We start from the raw sequence: 14,584 nt of genomic DNA on the forward strand, positions 1-14,584 counted from the left end.
CGCCGGGGCTCTTCCGGGCGTGAGCTGGTGTCGGCCGTGCTTGCCTGGCGGTCGGTGTGGTGGGGGTTGTGTGTGATGGGGGGTGCCGCGTGACCGCCTCGCGTTCTCGTCTTCTCGTGCTGCGTGCCCTCGGGCTCGGGGACCTCCTCGCCGGGGTGCCCGCACTGCGCGCGCTGCGGTGCGGCTTTCCGGGTCACGAACTCGTGCTGGCAGCGCCCGCCGAACTGGGGCCGGTCGCGTCGGCCAACGGTGTCGTCGACCGGCTACTGCCCGCGTCGGCACCCGGCAGGGCCGTCCCCCACCGCATCGACTGGACCGGGCCGCCCCCCGACATCGCGGTCGACCTGCACGGCAACGGCCCCCCCAGCCACCGTCTGCTGATGGAGCTGCGCCCGCCGAGGCTGCTGGCCTTCGCGCACCCCGAGACGCCCGAGGTCGACGGCCCGCGGTGGTTCCCCCAGGAGCACGAGCGGGACCGCTGGTGCCGGCTGGTGCGGTGGTACGGCATCGACGCCGACTCCGCCGACCTGCGGCTGCCGCGTCCGCCGGGGCCGTCCCCGGCTCCGGGTGCCGTCGTCCTGCACCCCGGTGCGGGCGCACCCTCCCGCTGCTGGCCCACGGAGCGTTACGCGGAGGTCGCCCAGGCGCTGCGCGAGCGCGGGCAGCGGGTGGTGGTCACCGGGGGAGCGGACGAGGGCGACCTGGTGGCCGACCTCGCCAAGCGCGCCGATGTGCCCGACACGGACGTCTTCGGCGGCGGCCTTCCCTTCGACCGGCTCTCCGCGCTGGTCGCCGACGCCCGCGCCGTGGTCAGCGGCGACACCGGCATCGCCCACCTCGCGGTCGCCCACGCCACCCCGTCCGTCACCCTCTTCGGCCCGGTCCCGCCGAGCCGTTGGGGCCCGCCCGCGCACCCGCGCCACCGCGCCCTGTGGCATCCCGGCCCGGAGGGCGACCCGCACGCCGGCACACCCGACCCCGCCCTGCTGCGCATCCGCCCGGACGACGTACTCACCGCCGTCCACGAGCTACGAGGCACCCCTTGACCATGACCCAGGCCCCCGTCGGCGTCGTCATCGCCACCCGAAACCGCTCGGCCGGCCTCGCCGAGACGCTCGGCCGTCTTGGCGCCCTCCCCGAACGCCCCCCGGTTGTCGTCGTCGACAACGCCTCCACGGACGACACCCGCACCATGGTCGCCCGCGACTTCCCCGACGTCCGCGTGCTGGCCCTGCTGTTCAACCGCGGAGCCCTCGCCCGCACGCACGGCGTCCGCGCCCTCGACACCCCGTACGTGGCGTTCAGCGACGACGACTCGTGGTGGGCGCCGGGCGCGCTGAGCCGGGCGGCCGGCCTGTTCGACGGGCACCCGAGGCTCGGACTGCTCGCCGCCCGCACCCTCGTCGGCCCCGCCGGGGCCCCCGACCCGCTCAACGAGGTGCTCGCCGACTCCCCGCTCGGCCAGGCCGCCGACCTCCCCGGCACCCTGGTCCTCGGCTTCCTCGCCTGCGCCTGCGTCGTCCGCCGCAGCGCCTACCTCGACGCGGGCGGCTTCCACCGGATCCTGCTCATCGGCGGCGAGGAGACCCTGCTCGCCTACGACCTCGCCGCCCGCGGCTGGGGCGTCAGCCACAGCCCGGACGTGATCGCCCCCACCACCCGGACCCGGCGCCCCGCGTCCACCGCCGGGCCGTCATGCGCCGCAACGAACTCCTCACCGCCTGGCTGCGCCGCCCCCTGCCGTTACGCGCTGGCCCGCACCCGCGACCTGGCCGCCGACGCCGGCCACGACGGCCAGGCCCGGCGCGCCCTGCGCGAGGCGCTGGTCCGCCTGCCCACCGCACTGCACGCCCGCAGGACCCTGCCCCCGCAGGTCGAACACGCCGCCCGCCTGCTGGACGGCGCCCCGGGAGTCGCCGCATGACCGACCCGCGCACCACCGTCGTCGTCATCACCCACAACCGGTGCCCCGAACTCCTGCGCACCCTCGACCGACTCACACGATGCGGTCGTACGCGGGCACGGCGGCCTGCGCGGCGGGGCCCGGGCCGGCCAGACAGGCCGCGAGGGCGGCCGGCCCGGCCAGGAGCAGGCGTACGGCGTCGCGTCTCAAGAGGTCTCTCCTGATCACGGGGTGCGGGGCGGGGAGGCAGGTCAGGTCGTGGGCACGAGCCGCCACTGCTGGCAGTCGTTGTTCAGCCAGGTCCACAGCCGTACGTCGGTCCCGTTCGCGGTGCCGCAGTTCGCGACGTCGGCGACCTTCCCGCTGTTCTCGTTGACGATCCGCACGTAGTCACCGGTGGTCGTGTGGACGAGGCGGAACTTCTGGCAGTTGTTGTTCAGCCAGGACCACTGCCTGATGTCCGTGCCGTCGGCCGTCGCGCAGCTCGTGGTGTCCATGACCTTGCCGGTCGCGACGTTGACCAGCCGGCTGGTGTCGTTGCCGAGGTCCTCGACGCGCCACTTCTGGTTGGCGCCGCCGGTGCAGCTCCACTGGAAGATGTTCGTGCCGTCCGCGGTGTTGCCGCCCTCGACGTCCAGGCACTTGCCGCTGTTGCGGTTCACCAGGGTGTACGCGGTCGGGGTCGCCGCCGTCTCGCCCGCGGGGCCGGGCAGTGTCGTGCCGAGCGCGACCGGGGTGCCGAAGTTCGGCGTGCCGTCCGCGTTCCAGGTGAACTTCTGCGCCCGCGTCGTACGGGCGTTGCCGCAGCCGCCGGCCGCGGAGTTGTTGGCGTGGTAGACGATCCAGTTCTCGGTGCCGTCCGGCGAGCTGAAGAAGCCGTTGTGGCCGGGACCGTAGACGCCTGCCGCGTCGTTGCGCTGGAAGACCGGCGTGGACTTCTTCGTCCAGGAGGCCGGGTTCAGCGGGTCGGTGCCGGTCAGTTCCAGCTGGCCCAGCTTGTAGTCCGCGGTCCCGCAGGCACTGGCGGAGAAGGTGAGGAAGGTGCGGCCGCCGTGGTAGAGCGGTTCCGGTCCCTCGTTGACCGCGCCGCCCGAGGTCTCCCAGCTCGCGGTGGGGCTGGAGATGATCGTGAAGGTGCTGCTCGCCAGTGTGTACGGGTTGCTCATCGGCGCGATGACCAGGCTCTGCGTGCTGCCGTTGATGAAGCCGCTGCCGATCATGTACAGGCTGTTGTTCGCCTTCAGGACGGTGGCGTCGATGAGCCAGCCGCCGGGGGTGAGGTTGGAGCCGCTGAGCTGGTTCTTGTAGGTGTACGGGCCCATCGGGTCGGTGCCCGCGCTCTCCAGGACATGGGTGCGCTGGGAGTCGCAGCAGGCGACGCCGCTCTGTCCGGCGGAGTAGTACAGGTACCAGCGGCCGTCGAGGAAGTGCAGCTCGGGCGCCCAGATGTTGGTGTTGCGGGTGGCGGTGGTGTCGCTCCAGACCTGGACGCTGGGGGCCGTGGAGAGTCCGGCGAGGGTCGGCGACTTCCGCATGGTCAGGACGCCGGTGAAGGACGTGGTGACCAGGTAGTAGTTGCCGTCGTAGTACTCGAGCCAGGGGTCGGCGCCCTTGGTCGACTTGATCGGGTTGGTGTACGGGCGGCCCTCGGCGGCGGTGGCCGGGGTCGTCGCCGACACCATGGCGATCAGGACGGCGAGCACGCACAGGAGCAGGGATCTGCGGCGTCTGGCGGGGGGTATGGCGGGGGACTGCTCTGACATCTGCGGCATGCGCGGGACCGTCCCTGTCCGTGATTTCGAACGTGGTTCGTGAATTCGGTCAGAAGATAAGTGGGGGGCCTACCTGCGTCAACGGTTTGGTCACATCCGCTTTACACGCGCGACGCTCAGCGCGATCGCGACGACGACCGCACCGATGCCACCGATGCCCGCAGGTCACGTGGCGCGGCGCCGCGCACCCGGCCCCGGGGCCGTGATCGACCTGCCCCAGGCGTCCGTCGCCGGCCCAGGCGGCGCCGGCCCTGGCCGCCCGACGCGCCACGGAACGGCACCGGTTCGGCCGCCCGCTGTCCGGCTCGCCGACGGGCGCCGGTACGGGAGGCGTGACGCGGGTCAGGGCCCGCGGCGCACCGCGGGCCCTTCTTTCGTCGGCCTGCCGGCGAAGGCCGGCTCGCCAGGGAGGCCGGCTCCCGGACCGCCTCGGGGTGAGTGGCAGGCCGGTCCGGTCGCGCTTGAACCGCGCGGCCGTCTCCTCGACGCGTCCGGCAGGGTGCGCCGGGGGCCGCGAAACCGCGGAAGGGGGGCGAGCAGTACTCCCGCGACAGGCCCGCGACAGGCCCGCGGCGCTCCAGCGGCCCTCCCGGTGGGCAGGCGCCGCTGCTACCAGGAGGCCAGTGAGCCGTCGGTGTTGCGCCAGACGGGGTTGCGCCAGCGGTGTCCGCGTTCGGCGGCCGCGCGGACCGCGTCCTCGTCGATGGTGATGCCCAGTCCGGGAGCGGTCAGGCGGTCGATGTAGCCGTCGCGGAAGGTGAAGGGCTCGGTGTCGACGAGGTAGTCCAGCAGCCCGCTGCTGTCGCCGTACCCGATGCCGAGCGCCTGCTCCTGGATGAGGAAGTTGGGGGCGGCGAAGTCCAGTTGGAGACTTGCGGCCAGGGCGATCGGGCCGAGCGGGCAGTGCGGGGCGACCAGGACGTCGTACGTCTCCGCCATCGCCGCGATGCGCCGGGTCTCCGAGATGCCTCCGGCGTGGCTGATGTCCGGCTGCGCCACGGCGATGCCGTCCGCCAGCACGGAACGGAAGTCCCAGCGGGAGTAGAGCCGTTCACCGGTGGCGATGGGGATCGAGGTGGAGCGCACCACGGCGCCGAGGTCCCGGGTGAACTCCGGCAGCACGGGTTCCTCGACGAACATCGGCAGCAGGGGCTCCAGCAGCGGCAGGACGCGACGGGACATCGCCCCGCTGAAGCGGCCGTGGAAGTCCAGCGCGAGGTCGCGGTCCGGGCCGATCGCCTCGCGCACCGCGGCCACCTGCTCCACGATGGCGTTGATCGCGGCGGGCGTGTCGAGCGGTTCCAGCTGACCGCAGGGGTTCAGCTTGACCGCGGTCAGCCCCTTGGCGACCTGCTCGGCCGCCGACTCGCCTATCTCCTGGGGGGTTTCGCCGCCCACCCAGCCGTAGATGCGCACCCGGTCGCGGACATGGCCGCCGAGGAGTTGGTGCACCGGGACGCCGTGGGTCTTGCCCGCGATGTCCCACAGGGCCTGGTCGATGCCGGCGAGGGCACTGCTGAGAACCGGGCCGCCGCGGTAGAAGCCGCTCTTGGCGAGCACCTGCCAGTGCTCCTCGATGCGGGCCGGGTCCTGCCCCACGAGGTGGTCGAACATCTCCTCCACGCAGCGGGCGACGGTGTGTGCCTTGCCCTCGACGATGGGCTCGCCCCAGCCGGAGATGCCCTCGTCGGTGTCGACGCGCAGGAAGACCCAGCGCGGCTCGACGAGAAAGAGTTCGTACCCAGTGATCTTCATGGTGTGGACCTCCGGTCCTGGTGCACGGCCCGGAGGCCGACGGTGATGGTGTCGCGGGGGAGGGGGCGGGAGGGGAACGCGTGGGGGAGTGCCGGGCGGCCTACTCCTGGGAGCTGATGCCGCGGCCGCCGTCCACGAGCAGGTTCTGGCCGGTGATGAAGGAGGCGTCGTCGGAGGCGAAGAAGGCCACCGCGGCCGCGATGTCCTCGGGGGAACCGAGCCTGCCGACCGGTGTCCGCCCGATGGTCAGGGCCTTGTACTCCGGCGGGGTGTCCGCCCACAGGGCGGTGACGACGGCTCCGGGCAGGACGGCGTTGAACCGGATCTCCCCGCCGTACTCGACGGCGAGCTGGCGCACCAGGGCGCCGATCCCGCCCTTGGCCGCCGCGTACGCGGGGAAGCCGCGGAAGCCGAGGGCGGCGTGCACGGACGAGGTCACCACCACCGACCCCCGGGCGGCTCTGAGCAGCGGCACCGTGGCCCGGACGCCGTAGAACACCGAGTCGAGGGAGAGCCGCAGCTGGTCGTGCCAGGCGGCGTCGTCCAGCTCGTGGGCCGGGCCGGGCAGGTTCCGGCCGGCGTTGAGGTGCAGGACGTCGAGGCGTCCGGTCCAGGACGCCACCTCCTCGACGGCCGCGGTCCACTCCTCGGGCGAGGTGGCGTCGAGCCGGCGGGCCCGGGCGTGTCCCTGCTCGGCGCGGATCTCCTCGGCCACCCGGTGGGCGCCCTCGCCGTCCACGTCGGTGACGAGGACCGACGCTCCCTCCGCGGCCAGGCGGTGGGCGGTGGCCGCTCCGATCCCGGAGGCGGCCGCGGTGAGCAGGGCCGTACGGCCCGCGAAGCGGGCCGGCCCGGGTGCTGTCATGGCGTTCCTCCGGGTCTCGCGGTGGAGCCGCGCCGGACCAGACGCGGCCCGGTGGGCACCAGGACGTCCCCCACGGGCGCCCCCTGGATGGCGGCCACCAGGGCGTCCACGGCCGCGGTGCCCAGTTCGTACAGGGGCATCGCCACGGTCGTCAGCGGCGGGGAGAGGTGGGCGGCGACGGGCAGGTCGTCGTTGCCGACGATGGAGATGTCCTCGGGGATGCGCAGGCCGAGTCCACGGACCGCCGCCATCGCTCCTATCGCCTGCGCGAGCGAGCTGGTGTAGAGGGCGGTGACCGGCGGGCGGGTGCCGGCGTGGGGGCGGAGCAGTTCCAGGGCCGCTCTCACGCCGCCGTCCTCGGTGAAGTCCCCGGACGCGACCGGGGCGGCCAAGAGCCCCAGCGCGTCGGCGTGCCGCAGGAACGCGTGCTTGCGGGCATCACTGGGAGTGATGCCGGACGGGCCCGCGACATGTCCGATCGCCCGGTGGCCCAGCCCGTGCAGATGGTCGAGGGCGGTGACGCTGGACCGGGCCACGTCCATGGTGACGTTCCGTCCGGAGCCCTCGACCGACCGGTTGAGGAAGACATGCGGGATCGGGCTGCGGCTCAAAACGTCCAGCAGGGGGTGTCCGGGACGGGCCGAGGCGATCAGCAGTCCGTCGACCCGGCCCTCCTGCACCAGGTCGTTGAAGGACTCGTCGGCCTCCTGCCCCTCGAAGTCCTCGGCGAGCAGGGAGAGATAGCCCAGCTCGCGCGCCCGCCGGTAGGCGCCGCGGGCGATGGTGACGTAGGTGGGGTTGGCGAGGGCGGGCACCAGCAGGGCGAAGGCGTGCGTGCTGGCGCCCGCCAGGGCCCGCGCGCCGGAGTGGGGGCGGTAGCCGAGCGCGGTGGCGGCCTCGTGCACGCGCCGCCGGGTCTCCGGCCGTACGGACAGGTCCTCCCGACCGTTGAGCACCTTGGACACGGTGGCCTTGGAGACCCCCGCCTCCCGGGCGACGTCCACCAGCCTGGCCCGCACGGGCTGTTCCGGCACCGGGGCCCCCTCTCTCTTCGTATGACCGGAGATGGCTTGTTCCCGGCCTCTTGACACTGTCTGGCGGTGCAACCTAACGTTCGCGAAAGTTTCAGTCAACCGGTTTCCTCAGGCGGAAATAAGCGACATGTCTGAGCAGAGGCCTGGAAATCGGTCAGGCCACCCGCGGAAGTTTTCAGCCAACGCTGACGGCGGGTGACGTGTGCGCTGAAGCACCTTCACACGCCGACCGCGGACGCGACCACCGTCGCAACCGCGATCTCGTCATACGAGTGCCGACGTCCGCGTACGGAGACGGGTCCACACGTCCCGGTCCGGACGCCGCCTCCCGCCCGCCCTCCGCTCCGCACTCCTCGCTGTCCCGGCATGCCGGGACATCCGTCCGAAAGGCCGTGAACGTGCCCATCCCGGTACGGCCGCGGCCGGGTGCTGCGCGTCGAGGTGGACAGCCCCACGTACGCCACGGCGAGGTTCGGCGAGGTGCCGCTGCTGCACGCCACCGCCGTGATCGACGACGAGAGCGGCGACGTCACCGTCTTCGCCGTGAACCGCAGCCAGACCGACGTCCTGCCGCTGGAGATCGACCTGCGCGGGGTCGACGCCCACACCCTCGTGGAGCACCTGGTCCTGGCCGACGAAGACCCGGAAGCCACCAACACCGCCGACCGGCCCGACCGTGTCGTCCCGCACGCGCCGTGACCGGCACCCGCGTCACCGGGGGAGTCCTGCGCGCGGACCTCGAGCCCATGTCCTGGAACATGGTCCGGCTGTCCCGTCCGCAGAACTGACGCGTCGTCAGAGGCGCGGTGCGGTCCCGGAGGTGGGGCTTGCCGGTGTGACACGCCGCCGGATGGCTCATCCGGCCCGTCCGCGGGACCCCGGACGTAATGTCCAGAATATGACGAAATGCCATATTCTGCGCCTGGCGTGCTCCGTAACGGTCGTCGGGGCGGTGCTCGGGGCCGCTCCGCCGGCCGTCGGTCACACGACCCACGTGGTCCGCCCGGGCGAATCGATCCAGCAGGCGGTGGACGCCGCCGGACCCGGCGACACCGTCCTCGTCACCCCCGGCACGTACCACGAGAGCGTCAAGGTGAGCACGCCCGGGCTGACCCTGCGCGGCGTGGGCCGCCACACGGTGATCGCACCGGGCACGGACAAGGCCGCCAACAGCTGCGCCGAGGCAGGCAACGGCATCTGTGTGGCCGGGACGGAGGACCGCAACGTCGAGGGCGTCACCGTCGCCTCCCTGACCGTGTCCGGCTTCGCCAGGTCCGGAGTGTTCGCCACCGAGGCGGACGGGCTGACCGTGCGGAACGTGACGGCCGTGAACAACGGCGTGTGGGGCATCGCCCAGGAGGAGTCGGTCCGGGCGGTGTTCCGGGGGAACACCGCCCGGGACAACGGCGACGCGGGCCTGTTCCTCGCCAACACCATCAGCAAGGAGCGGGGCGCCGAGGACACCGAAGGCACGGTGGTCGAAGGCAACCGACTGGAGGGCAACCGCATCGGCGTCACCGTCCGGCGCCTGCGGAATCTCGTCGTCGAGGACAACTACCTCACCGGCAACTGCGCCGGGGTGTTCGTCGTCGGTGACGAGAACAAGCCGCGGGCCGGGAACCTGGCCGTGCGGGACAACCGCATCACGCGCAACAACAAGTCCTGCCCGAAGACCGCCCGGCTGGCCGCCCTTCAGGGCTCGGGCATCGTCCTGACCGGCGCCGAGGACACCCTGGTGACCCGGAACCTGATCACGGACAACGTCGGCACCTCCCCGCTCTCGGGCGGCATCGTCCTGTTCAAGAGCATGGTGGGCACCGCCAGCGAGCGGAACCGCATCAGCGACAACGAGCTGGCGGGCAACGCCCCGGCCGACCTCGTCAACACGGACACCGCCACGAACAACGTCTTCGAAGGCAACCGTTGCGGGGCGTCGAAGCCCCAGGGCCTGTGCTGACCGACCGGCCGTGACGACCCGTGGACCCGAGAAGGCCAAGAAGGAAGGAAGGCGGCACATGACGACCGCTCAGACCACCCCACCGCCGCCCATGCGGCTCAGGGAGCTCGTGTTCGGGGCGGCGTGTGCCGCCGCCCTCCGCGCGGCCGCCCGGCTGGGGGTCGCCGACGCGCTCGGCGACGGCCCCATGACCGTGGAGGACCTCGCGGCCGCGGTGAAGACCGAACCCCGGCCCACGCGACGGCTGCTGAGGGCCCTGTCCTGCTACGGCGTCTTCGCCGAGCAGCAGGACGGGACGTTCACGCACACCGAGATGTCCCGGCTGCTGCGCGAGGACGACCCGCACAGCCTGCGTGACATCACGCTGTGGTGCACCGAACCGTGGACCTGGGACGTGTGGCCGAAGCTGGACGAGGCGATGCGCACCGGCCGCAACGTCGTCCAGGACCTGTACGGCAAGGAGTTCTTCGCGTACCTCAACGAGGACGCCCCCGAGTCGGCCGCGGTCTTCAACCGTGCCATGACGACCTCCAGCGAGCAGTCTGCGCGGGACGTCGCGGCGTTCCTGGACCTGTCCGGCAGCGCGTCGGTCGCCGACATCGGCGGCGGCCAGGGCCACGTGGTGGCGAGCCTGCTGGACAAGTACCCCGCCATGCACGGCTCCCTGCTCGACCTGCCCCGCGTCGTCGAGAACGCCGTGCCACGGCTGCGCGGCTCAGGCGACCTCGCGGACCGCGTACGCATCGTCCCCGGCGACGTCCGCGTGGCCGTCCCGGTCAGGGCCGACACCTACATCATCAAGAACATCCTCGAGTGGGACGACGAGAGCACCGCCCGGACCCTGCGCAACGTCATCGAGGCGGGCGGACCGCAGACGCGGATCGTGGTCGTCGAGAACCTGGTCGACGACACGCCTTCCATGCGGTTCAGCACCGCCATGGACCTGCTGCTGCTCCTCAACGTGGGCGGGGCGAAGCACACCACCGAGAGCATGGCCGCCCGGCTCACCGACGCCGGCCTGGTCATCGAGGACGTCAGCCCGGTCAACCCCTACCTGCACGCGTTCGACTGCGTCGTCCCCGGCTGATCACCCCGGAGCGCGTCCCACCGCGGAATCCCACCGCAGACCGGTCGCCGGGCCCGAGACACTCGCGGGCCCGGCGACCGGTGGCCGGGGGAGGGGAGGCCGGTTCAGCCGGTGGAGTCCCGCTCCCAGCGGTAGAAGCAGTGCGCCATCGCGTCCTTAGGCGAACGCCAGGTCGAGGGGTCGTACGCCGTGACGTACGCCGACAACCGCTCGCTGATGTCGCGGAACTCGGGGTGTCCGGCCATCTTGGCGATGGCGGGCCCGGGATCCCGCTCGGACTCGATGAGATGCAGGTACACGTCACCGAACTCGAAGAGACTGCGCCGGGAGACGCCCACGAGGTGCGGGAGTTCCCCCCGGTCCGACTCCTCGAACAGTTTGGCGATGTCCGGGGCCGACCCCGGAGACATCCGGGCGACGATCAGGGCTTGGTGCATGATCCCGTCCTCCGTCCCGCTCAGTCGGTCAGCGTCGGCACGTGACCGCGTTCCGCGGCGGCCTTTTCGAGACGGTCCCGGATCAGGGCCATCTGGGTCTTGGAGTTCCGGTTGATGTTGTCCGTCATCCAGGCGTCGTCGACCGGTGCGTCCGGCTTCATCTCGAAGTCCTGCGTCCACACCATCCGGGTGCCGCCCGGCACCTCCTCGTACTGCCACCGGATGTCCATGTGGGCGAAGGGCCCGGTCTCCACACGGCGGGCCTTGACGCTGAGCGTGTCGCGGTCCGGCTCCCGTTCCGAGACCCAGCTCCACACGGTGCCGTTCTCGTCCGGGTGCATGGTCAGCCGGAAGGTGGTCTTGTTCCCCTCCCGCGACAGGACCTCGACGGACGCGTACTCGCTGAACAGCTGCGTCCAGTTCTCGAGGTCGTTGGTCATGTCCCAGACCAGGTCCAGCGGAGCGGCGACGGTGATCTCGTTCTGCGTGTGTCCGGCCATGTCACGCTCCTGCCGGCAGGGCGCCGTTGACGAGATCGAGGAACTGCCGCGGGGTCTTGCAGCGCTCCGCGTCGGGAGGCATCGGCGCGCCGTACCGGTTCTCCAACTCGCCCACGATGCCCAGCAGGCCCAGCGAGTCGATGCCGAGGCCGTCGAAGCCGGAGTCGCGCTGCTGCTCCAGTTCCTGTGGGGCGACGGTGACTCCCGCGGCCTTCTTCATCAGCTCGGCCAGTTCTTCCACGGTGATGCGGTCACTCATGCGGTTCCTCTCCTTTGTTCCGGGGCGCCCCGCTAGCTACGAGGCGTCGACGGCGCCGTGCCGCAGCACCAGCGCCGAGTTGGAGCCCATGAGCCCCCGGCTGAGGACCAGCGCCGTGCGCGGCTCGGCGGCACGGGCGCGTCCGGTCACCAGATCGAGGTCATGGCAGACGTCGAAAACATTGGGGGTGGGCGGGATCAGACCGTGCTCCATCGCGAGCACCGCCGCCGCGGCGTCCAGCACGGGCGCCGCGCAGTAGCCGCGGCCGATGCCGGTCTTCGGGGCGGTGACCGGCACCCGCCTGCCGTGCGCGCCGAGGGCGTCGGCGATCGCCAGCGCCTCGGCACGGTCCGCCTCCGGTACGCCGAGGGCGTCGGCGAAGACCACGTCGATCTCCTCGGGGGCACAGCCGGCTTCGTCCAGCGCCCCGCGGATGGCCTGCGCCAGGCCCTCCCGCGACTGCTCCCAGCGCGAGGCGCCGGTGAACGTCGCCGCATGCCCGGCGAGCGTGGCCCGCACGCGCGCGCCCCGTTCCCGGGCCGAGGTCTCCTCCTCCACCACGAGCATCGCGCCGCCCTCGGCCGGCACGAATCCACACGCTCCGTCGGTGAACGGGCGGTAGGCGCGCGCCGGGTCGTCGGCGGTGCTCAGCTCCGCGTAGCCGAGCTGGCACACCACCGAGTAGGGGGCGAGCGGTGCCTCGGTCGAGCCGGCCACGATCACGTCGGTGCCACGCCGTACGGCACGCGCCGCGTGCGCGAGGGCGTCCAGGCCGCCGGCCTCGTCGGCGGCGACGACCGAGCAGGGCCCCTTGAAGCCGCGGCGGATGGAGATCTGGCCGGTGCTGGCGGCGTAGAACCAGGCGATCGACTGGTACGGGCCGACGAAGCGACTGCCCTTGCCCCACAGCTGCTGCAGCTCCCGCTGCCCGAACTCGCCGCCGCCGGAACCGGCCGCGGTGACCACGCCCACGGAGAACGGCACCTCACGGGTGTCGGCCTGGCCGAGGCGGGCGTCGTCCAGCGCGAGGTCGGCCGCGGCCATCGCGAAGTGCGTGAACCGGTCGGTCTGCACGAGACAGCGTTCCTCCACCGCCTCCGTCGGCTCGAAGCCCCGGACTTCGCCGGCCACCCGCAGCGGCAGGTGCTCACAGCCCTCGCGGGTGACCCGGTCGAGGACGCTGATCCCTTCCTGGGTGGACTTCCAGAAGGACTCGGTGCTGGTTCCGTTGGGCGCGACCACACCGATTCCGGTGACGGCGGCGCGCCGTGGACGGCTTTCGCTCATCGTGTCCTCTCCCTCGGCCGGGTCAGGACCACCGCGGACTGGAAGCCGCCGAACCCGCTGCCCACGGAGAGCACGCTGTTCAGCTTCCGCTCGCGAGCGACGCGCGGCACGTAGTCCAGGTCGCACTCGGGGTCCGGCGTCTCGTAGTTCGCGGTGGGCGGTACCACCTGGTGGGCCAGGGCCAGTACGCAGGCGACGACCTCGATCGCCCCGATCGCGCCCAGCGAGTGGCCCACCATGGACTTGATGGAGCTCATGGGCGTGTCGTAGGCGTGCGGTCCCAGGGCCCGTTTCACCGCGGCGGTCTCGTGACGGTCGTTCTGCTGGGTGCCCGACCCGTGCGCGTTGACGTAGTCGATCGCGGTGCCGTCGAGCCGGGCGTGATCGAGCGCGTCCCCGATGGCCCGGGCCATCTCCAGGCCCTCGCTGGTCAGGCCGGTCATGTGGTAGGCGTTGCCGAAGGTCGCGTAGCCGCTCAGCTCGCAGTAGACCCGCGCGCCGCGGGCCCGGGCGTGTTCGAGTTCCTCCAGGACGAGTACGGCGCCGCCCTCGCCCATGACGAACCCGTTGCGGTCGGCGTCGAAAGGACGCGAGGCGTGGGCGGGGTCGTCGTTGTTCGGGGACGTGGCCTTGATCGCGTCGAAGCACGCCATGGTGATCGGGGAGATCGGGGAGTCCGAGGCGCCGGCGATGCACACGTCGGCCCTGCCCTCCTCGATCGTGTGGAAGGCGTACCCGACCGCGTCGAGGCCCGAGGTGCAGCCCGTGGAGACGGTCTGCACCGGCCCGCGTGCCCCCACCTGCTCCGCCACCGTCGAGGCGAGCGTGCTGGGTGAGAACGCGCGGTGCAGATGGGGGTTCGCCTCCTGGTGGTCCACGTCCCAGCGCTGCCCGCCGTGGCTGACCAGGACGTAGTCGCGCTCCAGCCGGGTGGTCCCGCCGACCGCGGTGCCCAGGGAGACCCCGACCCGCCAGGGGTCCTCCCGGGCGAGGTCGAGGCCGGAGTCCCGTACCGCTTCCTCGCCGGCGACCAGCGCGAACTGGATGTACCGGTCGCAGCGTGCGACCTGTTCCGCGTCCAGCCCGTGGGCCGCGGGGTCGAAGTCGCACTCGGCGGCGATCCGCGACCGCAGGCTGCTCGGATCGAAGAAGGTGATGCCCCGCGTCGCGGTGCGCCCGCCCGCCAGCAGATCCCAGAACGCCGGTACGCCGATGCCACCCGGAGCGACGATGCCTATACCGGTGACCGCCACGCGCCTGGTCATGACCGGACCTGACGTCGCTCGGCCACCCGGCCCGAACCGGCGTGGGCCCCCTCCTCCGCGACCGGGACGGCGTCGCTCTCCTCGGTGTCGACGTGGCCCTGCGGCGGGGTGGGCGCGAGCGGGCCGAGGTGGAAGACGATGCGGGCCTCCACGTTGCCGACGTTGCGGAACCGGTGCCGCACGTGGGCGGGGATCATGAGCCCCTGCTCGGGCCGCAGCGGGTGGGGATCGCCGTCGAGGTCCACCTCCAACTGCCCGCACAGGACGTAGATGAACTCCTCGGAGTACGGGTGGTAGTGCTCGGCGATGCGGTCGCCGGGCTGCACGATGGCCACGCCCATGAAACCGCTGGTGGACCCGACCGTGGTCGGAGTGAGCAGGGCGCGCAGATCGCCGCCGCGCCGGGTGTTGGGCTCGATCTCGCTGAGATCCACGATTCTGGGACGGGGTTTGATCACGACGT

13 protein-coding genes and 2 pseudogenes are annotated in these 14,584 nt (G+C 72.2%); 5 read left to right on the forward strand and 10 right to left on the reverse strand.

The window, feature by feature from the left end; genetic code table 11:
• Positions 1-59: 59 nt before the first annotated feature.
• Both ACZ5XS_RS13235 and ACZ5XS_RS13240 read left to right on the forward strand, forming a co-directional pair.
• Positions 60-1,046, forward strand: coding sequence for a glycosyltransferase family 9 protein (locus ACZ5XS_RS13235; RefSeq protein ID WP_468650675.1), 987 nt, complete (start codon positions 60-62; stop codon positions 1,044-1,046).
• Positions 1,047-1,048: 2 nt separating this feature from the next.
• Positions 1,049-1,924 (forward strand): annotated as a pseudogene (locus tag ACZ5XS_RS13240) (glycosyltransferase family 2 protein).
• Between the two features lie 230 nt (positions 1,925-2,154).
• Here the strand turns inward: ACZ5XS_RS13240 and ACZ5XS_RS13245 are convergent.
• The 4 genes from ACZ5XS_RS13245 to ACZ5XS_RS13260 form a co-directional block, all read right to left on the reverse strand.
• Positions 2,155-3,585, reverse strand: a complete 1,431-nt coding sequence (locus tag ACZ5XS_RS13245; protein WP_468650925.1) for a family 43 glycosylhydrolase — start codon at positions 3,583-3,585, stop codon at positions 2,155-2,157.
• Positions 3,586-4,284: 699 nt separating this feature from the next.
• Positions 4,285-5,430 (reverse strand): galactonate dehydratase, encoded by a 1,146-nt coding sequence (gene dgoD, locus ACZ5XS_RS13250; protein WP_468650677.1) that lies wholly within the window; start codon positions 5,428-5,430, stop codon positions 4,285-4,287.
• Between the two features lie 100 nt (positions 5,431-5,530).
• Positions 5,531-6,295, reverse strand: a complete 765-nt coding sequence (locus ACZ5XS_RS13255; protein ID WP_468650679.1) for an SDR family NAD(P)-dependent oxidoreductase — start codon at positions 6,293-6,295, stop codon at positions 5,531-5,533.
• Positions 6,292-7,329 carry a LacI family DNA-binding transcriptional regulator gene (locus tag ACZ5XS_RS13260; RefSeq protein WP_468650681.1) on the reverse strand — a complete coding sequence of 346 codons (1,038 nt, stop codon included), beginning with the start codon at positions 7,327-7,329 and terminating at the stop codon, positions 6,292-6,294. Before ACZ5XS_RS13260 ends, ACZ5XS_RS13255 begins: the two co-directional genes overlap by 4 nt.
• A 405-nt stretch (positions 7,330-7,734) precedes the next feature.
• On the opposite strand from ACZ5XS_RS13260, the pseudogene ACZ5XS_RS13265 reads away from it, so the two are divergent.
• The 3 genes and pseudogenes from ACZ5XS_RS13265 to ACZ5XS_RS13275 all read left to right on the forward strand — a co-directional run.
• A pseudogene (locus tag ACZ5XS_RS13265) lies at positions 7,735-8,117 on the forward strand (alpha-L-arabinofuranosidase C-terminal domain-containing protein); the annotation flags it as partial.
• Positions 8,118-8,227: 110 nt separating this feature from the next.
• Complete coding sequence (locus ACZ5XS_RS13270; protein ID WP_468650683.1) at positions 8,228-9,286, forward strand: right-handed parallel beta-helix repeat-containing protein; 1,059 nt, start codon at positions 8,228-8,230, stop codon at positions 9,284-9,286.
• Between the two features lie 58 nt (positions 9,287-9,344).
• On the forward strand, positions 9,345-10,373 hold the full coding sequence (locus ACZ5XS_RS13275; RefSeq protein ID WP_468650685.1) for a methyltransferase: 1,029 nt from the start codon (positions 9,345-9,347) through the stop codon (positions 10,371-10,373).
• Between the two features lie 104 nt (positions 10,374-10,477).
• Here the strand turns inward: ACZ5XS_RS13275 and ACZ5XS_RS13280 are convergent, their stop codons facing one another.
• From ACZ5XS_RS13280 to ACZ5XS_RS13305, 6 genes are read right to left on the reverse strand one after another with little or no spacing between them, the layout of a single operon-like run.
• Positions 10,478-10,810, reverse strand: a complete 333-nt coding sequence (locus tag ACZ5XS_RS13280; protein WP_217237539.1) for a TcmI family type II polyketide cyclase — start codon at positions 10,808-10,810, stop codon at positions 10,478-10,480.
• Positions 10,811-10,830: 20 nt separating this feature from the next.
• The gene (locus ACZ5XS_RS13285) at positions 10,831-11,310 is read right to left on the reverse strand and encodes an SRPBCC family protein (RefSeq protein ID WP_468650687.1); all 480 of its coding nucleotides are present in this window, start codon (positions 11,308-11,310) and stop codon (positions 10,831-10,833) included.
• 1 nt (position 11,311) lies between these two features.
• Positions 11,312-11,569: an acyl carrier protein gene (locus ACZ5XS_RS13290; RefSeq protein WP_468650689.1), complete on the reverse strand. Its 258-nt coding sequence runs from the start codon at positions 11,567-11,569 to the stop codon at positions 11,312-11,314.
• A gap of 36 nt (positions 11,570-11,605) precedes the next feature.
• Positions 11,606-12,856, reverse strand: coding sequence for a ketosynthase chain-length factor (locus tag ACZ5XS_RS13295; RefSeq protein ID WP_468650691.1), 1,251 nt, complete (start codon positions 12,854-12,856; stop codon positions 11,606-11,608).
• Positions 12,853-14,121 carry a beta-ketoacyl-[acyl-carrier-protein] synthase family protein gene (locus ACZ5XS_RS13300; RefSeq protein ID WP_468650693.1) on the reverse strand — a complete coding sequence of 423 codons (1,269 nt, stop codon included), beginning with the start codon at positions 14,119-14,121 and terminating at the stop codon, positions 12,853-12,855. Before ACZ5XS_RS13300 ends, ACZ5XS_RS13295 begins: the two co-directional genes overlap by 4 nt.
• On the reverse strand, positions 14,118-14,579 hold the full coding sequence (locus ACZ5XS_RS13305) for a cupin domain-containing protein (protein WP_468650695.1): 462 nt from the start codon (positions 14,577-14,579) through the stop codon (positions 14,118-14,120). Before ACZ5XS_RS13305 ends, ACZ5XS_RS13300 begins: the two co-directional genes overlap by 4 nt.
• Positions 14,580-14,584 lie beyond the last annotated feature (5 nt).

The organism is Streptomyces sp. NPDC033131 (genome assembly GCF_055578365.1).

Bases quoted from the DNA above. Each gene is read 5' to 3' on its own strand.
- ACZ5XS_RS13245 (WP_468650925.1), bottom strand. From the start codon at position 3,585: ATGGTGTCGGCGACGACCCCGGCCACCGCCGCCGAGGGCCGCCCGTAC.
- dgoD (WP_468650677.1), bottom strand. From the start codon at position 5,430: ATGAAGATCACTGGGTACGAACTCTTTCTCGTCGAGCCGCGCTGGGTC.
- ACZ5XS_RS13255 (WP_468650679.1), bottom strand. From the start codon at position 6,295: ATGACAGCACCCGGGCCGGCCCGCTTCGCGGGCCGTACGGCCCTGCTC.
- ACZ5XS_RS13270 (WP_468650683.1), top strand. From the start codon at position 8,228: ATGACGAAATGCCATATTCTGCGCCTGGCGTGCTCCGTAACGGTCGTC.
- ACZ5XS_RS13275 (WP_468650685.1), top strand. From the start codon at position 9,345: ATGACGACCGCTCAGACCACCCCACCGCCGCCCATGCGGCTCAGGGAG.
- ACZ5XS_RS13280 (WP_217237539.1), bottom strand. From the start codon at position 10,810: ATGCACCAAGCCCTGATCGTCGCCCGGATGTCTCCGGGGTCGGCCCCG.
- ACZ5XS_RS13285 (WP_468650687.1), bottom strand. From the start codon at position 11,310: ATGGCCGGACACACGCAGAACGAGATCACCGTCGCCGCTCCGCTGGAC.
- ACZ5XS_RS13290 (WP_468650689.1), bottom strand. From the start codon at position 11,569: ATGAGTGACCGCATCACCGTGGAAGAACTGGCCGAGCTGATGAAGAAG.
- ACZ5XS_RS13295 (WP_468650691.1), bottom strand. From the start codon at position 12,856: ATGAGCGAAAGCCGTCCACGGCGCGCCGCCGTCACCGGAATCGGTGTG.
- ACZ5XS_RS13300 (WP_468650693.1), bottom strand. From the start codon at position 14,121: ATGACCAGGCGCGTGGCGGTCACCGGTATAGGCATCGTCGCTCCGGGT.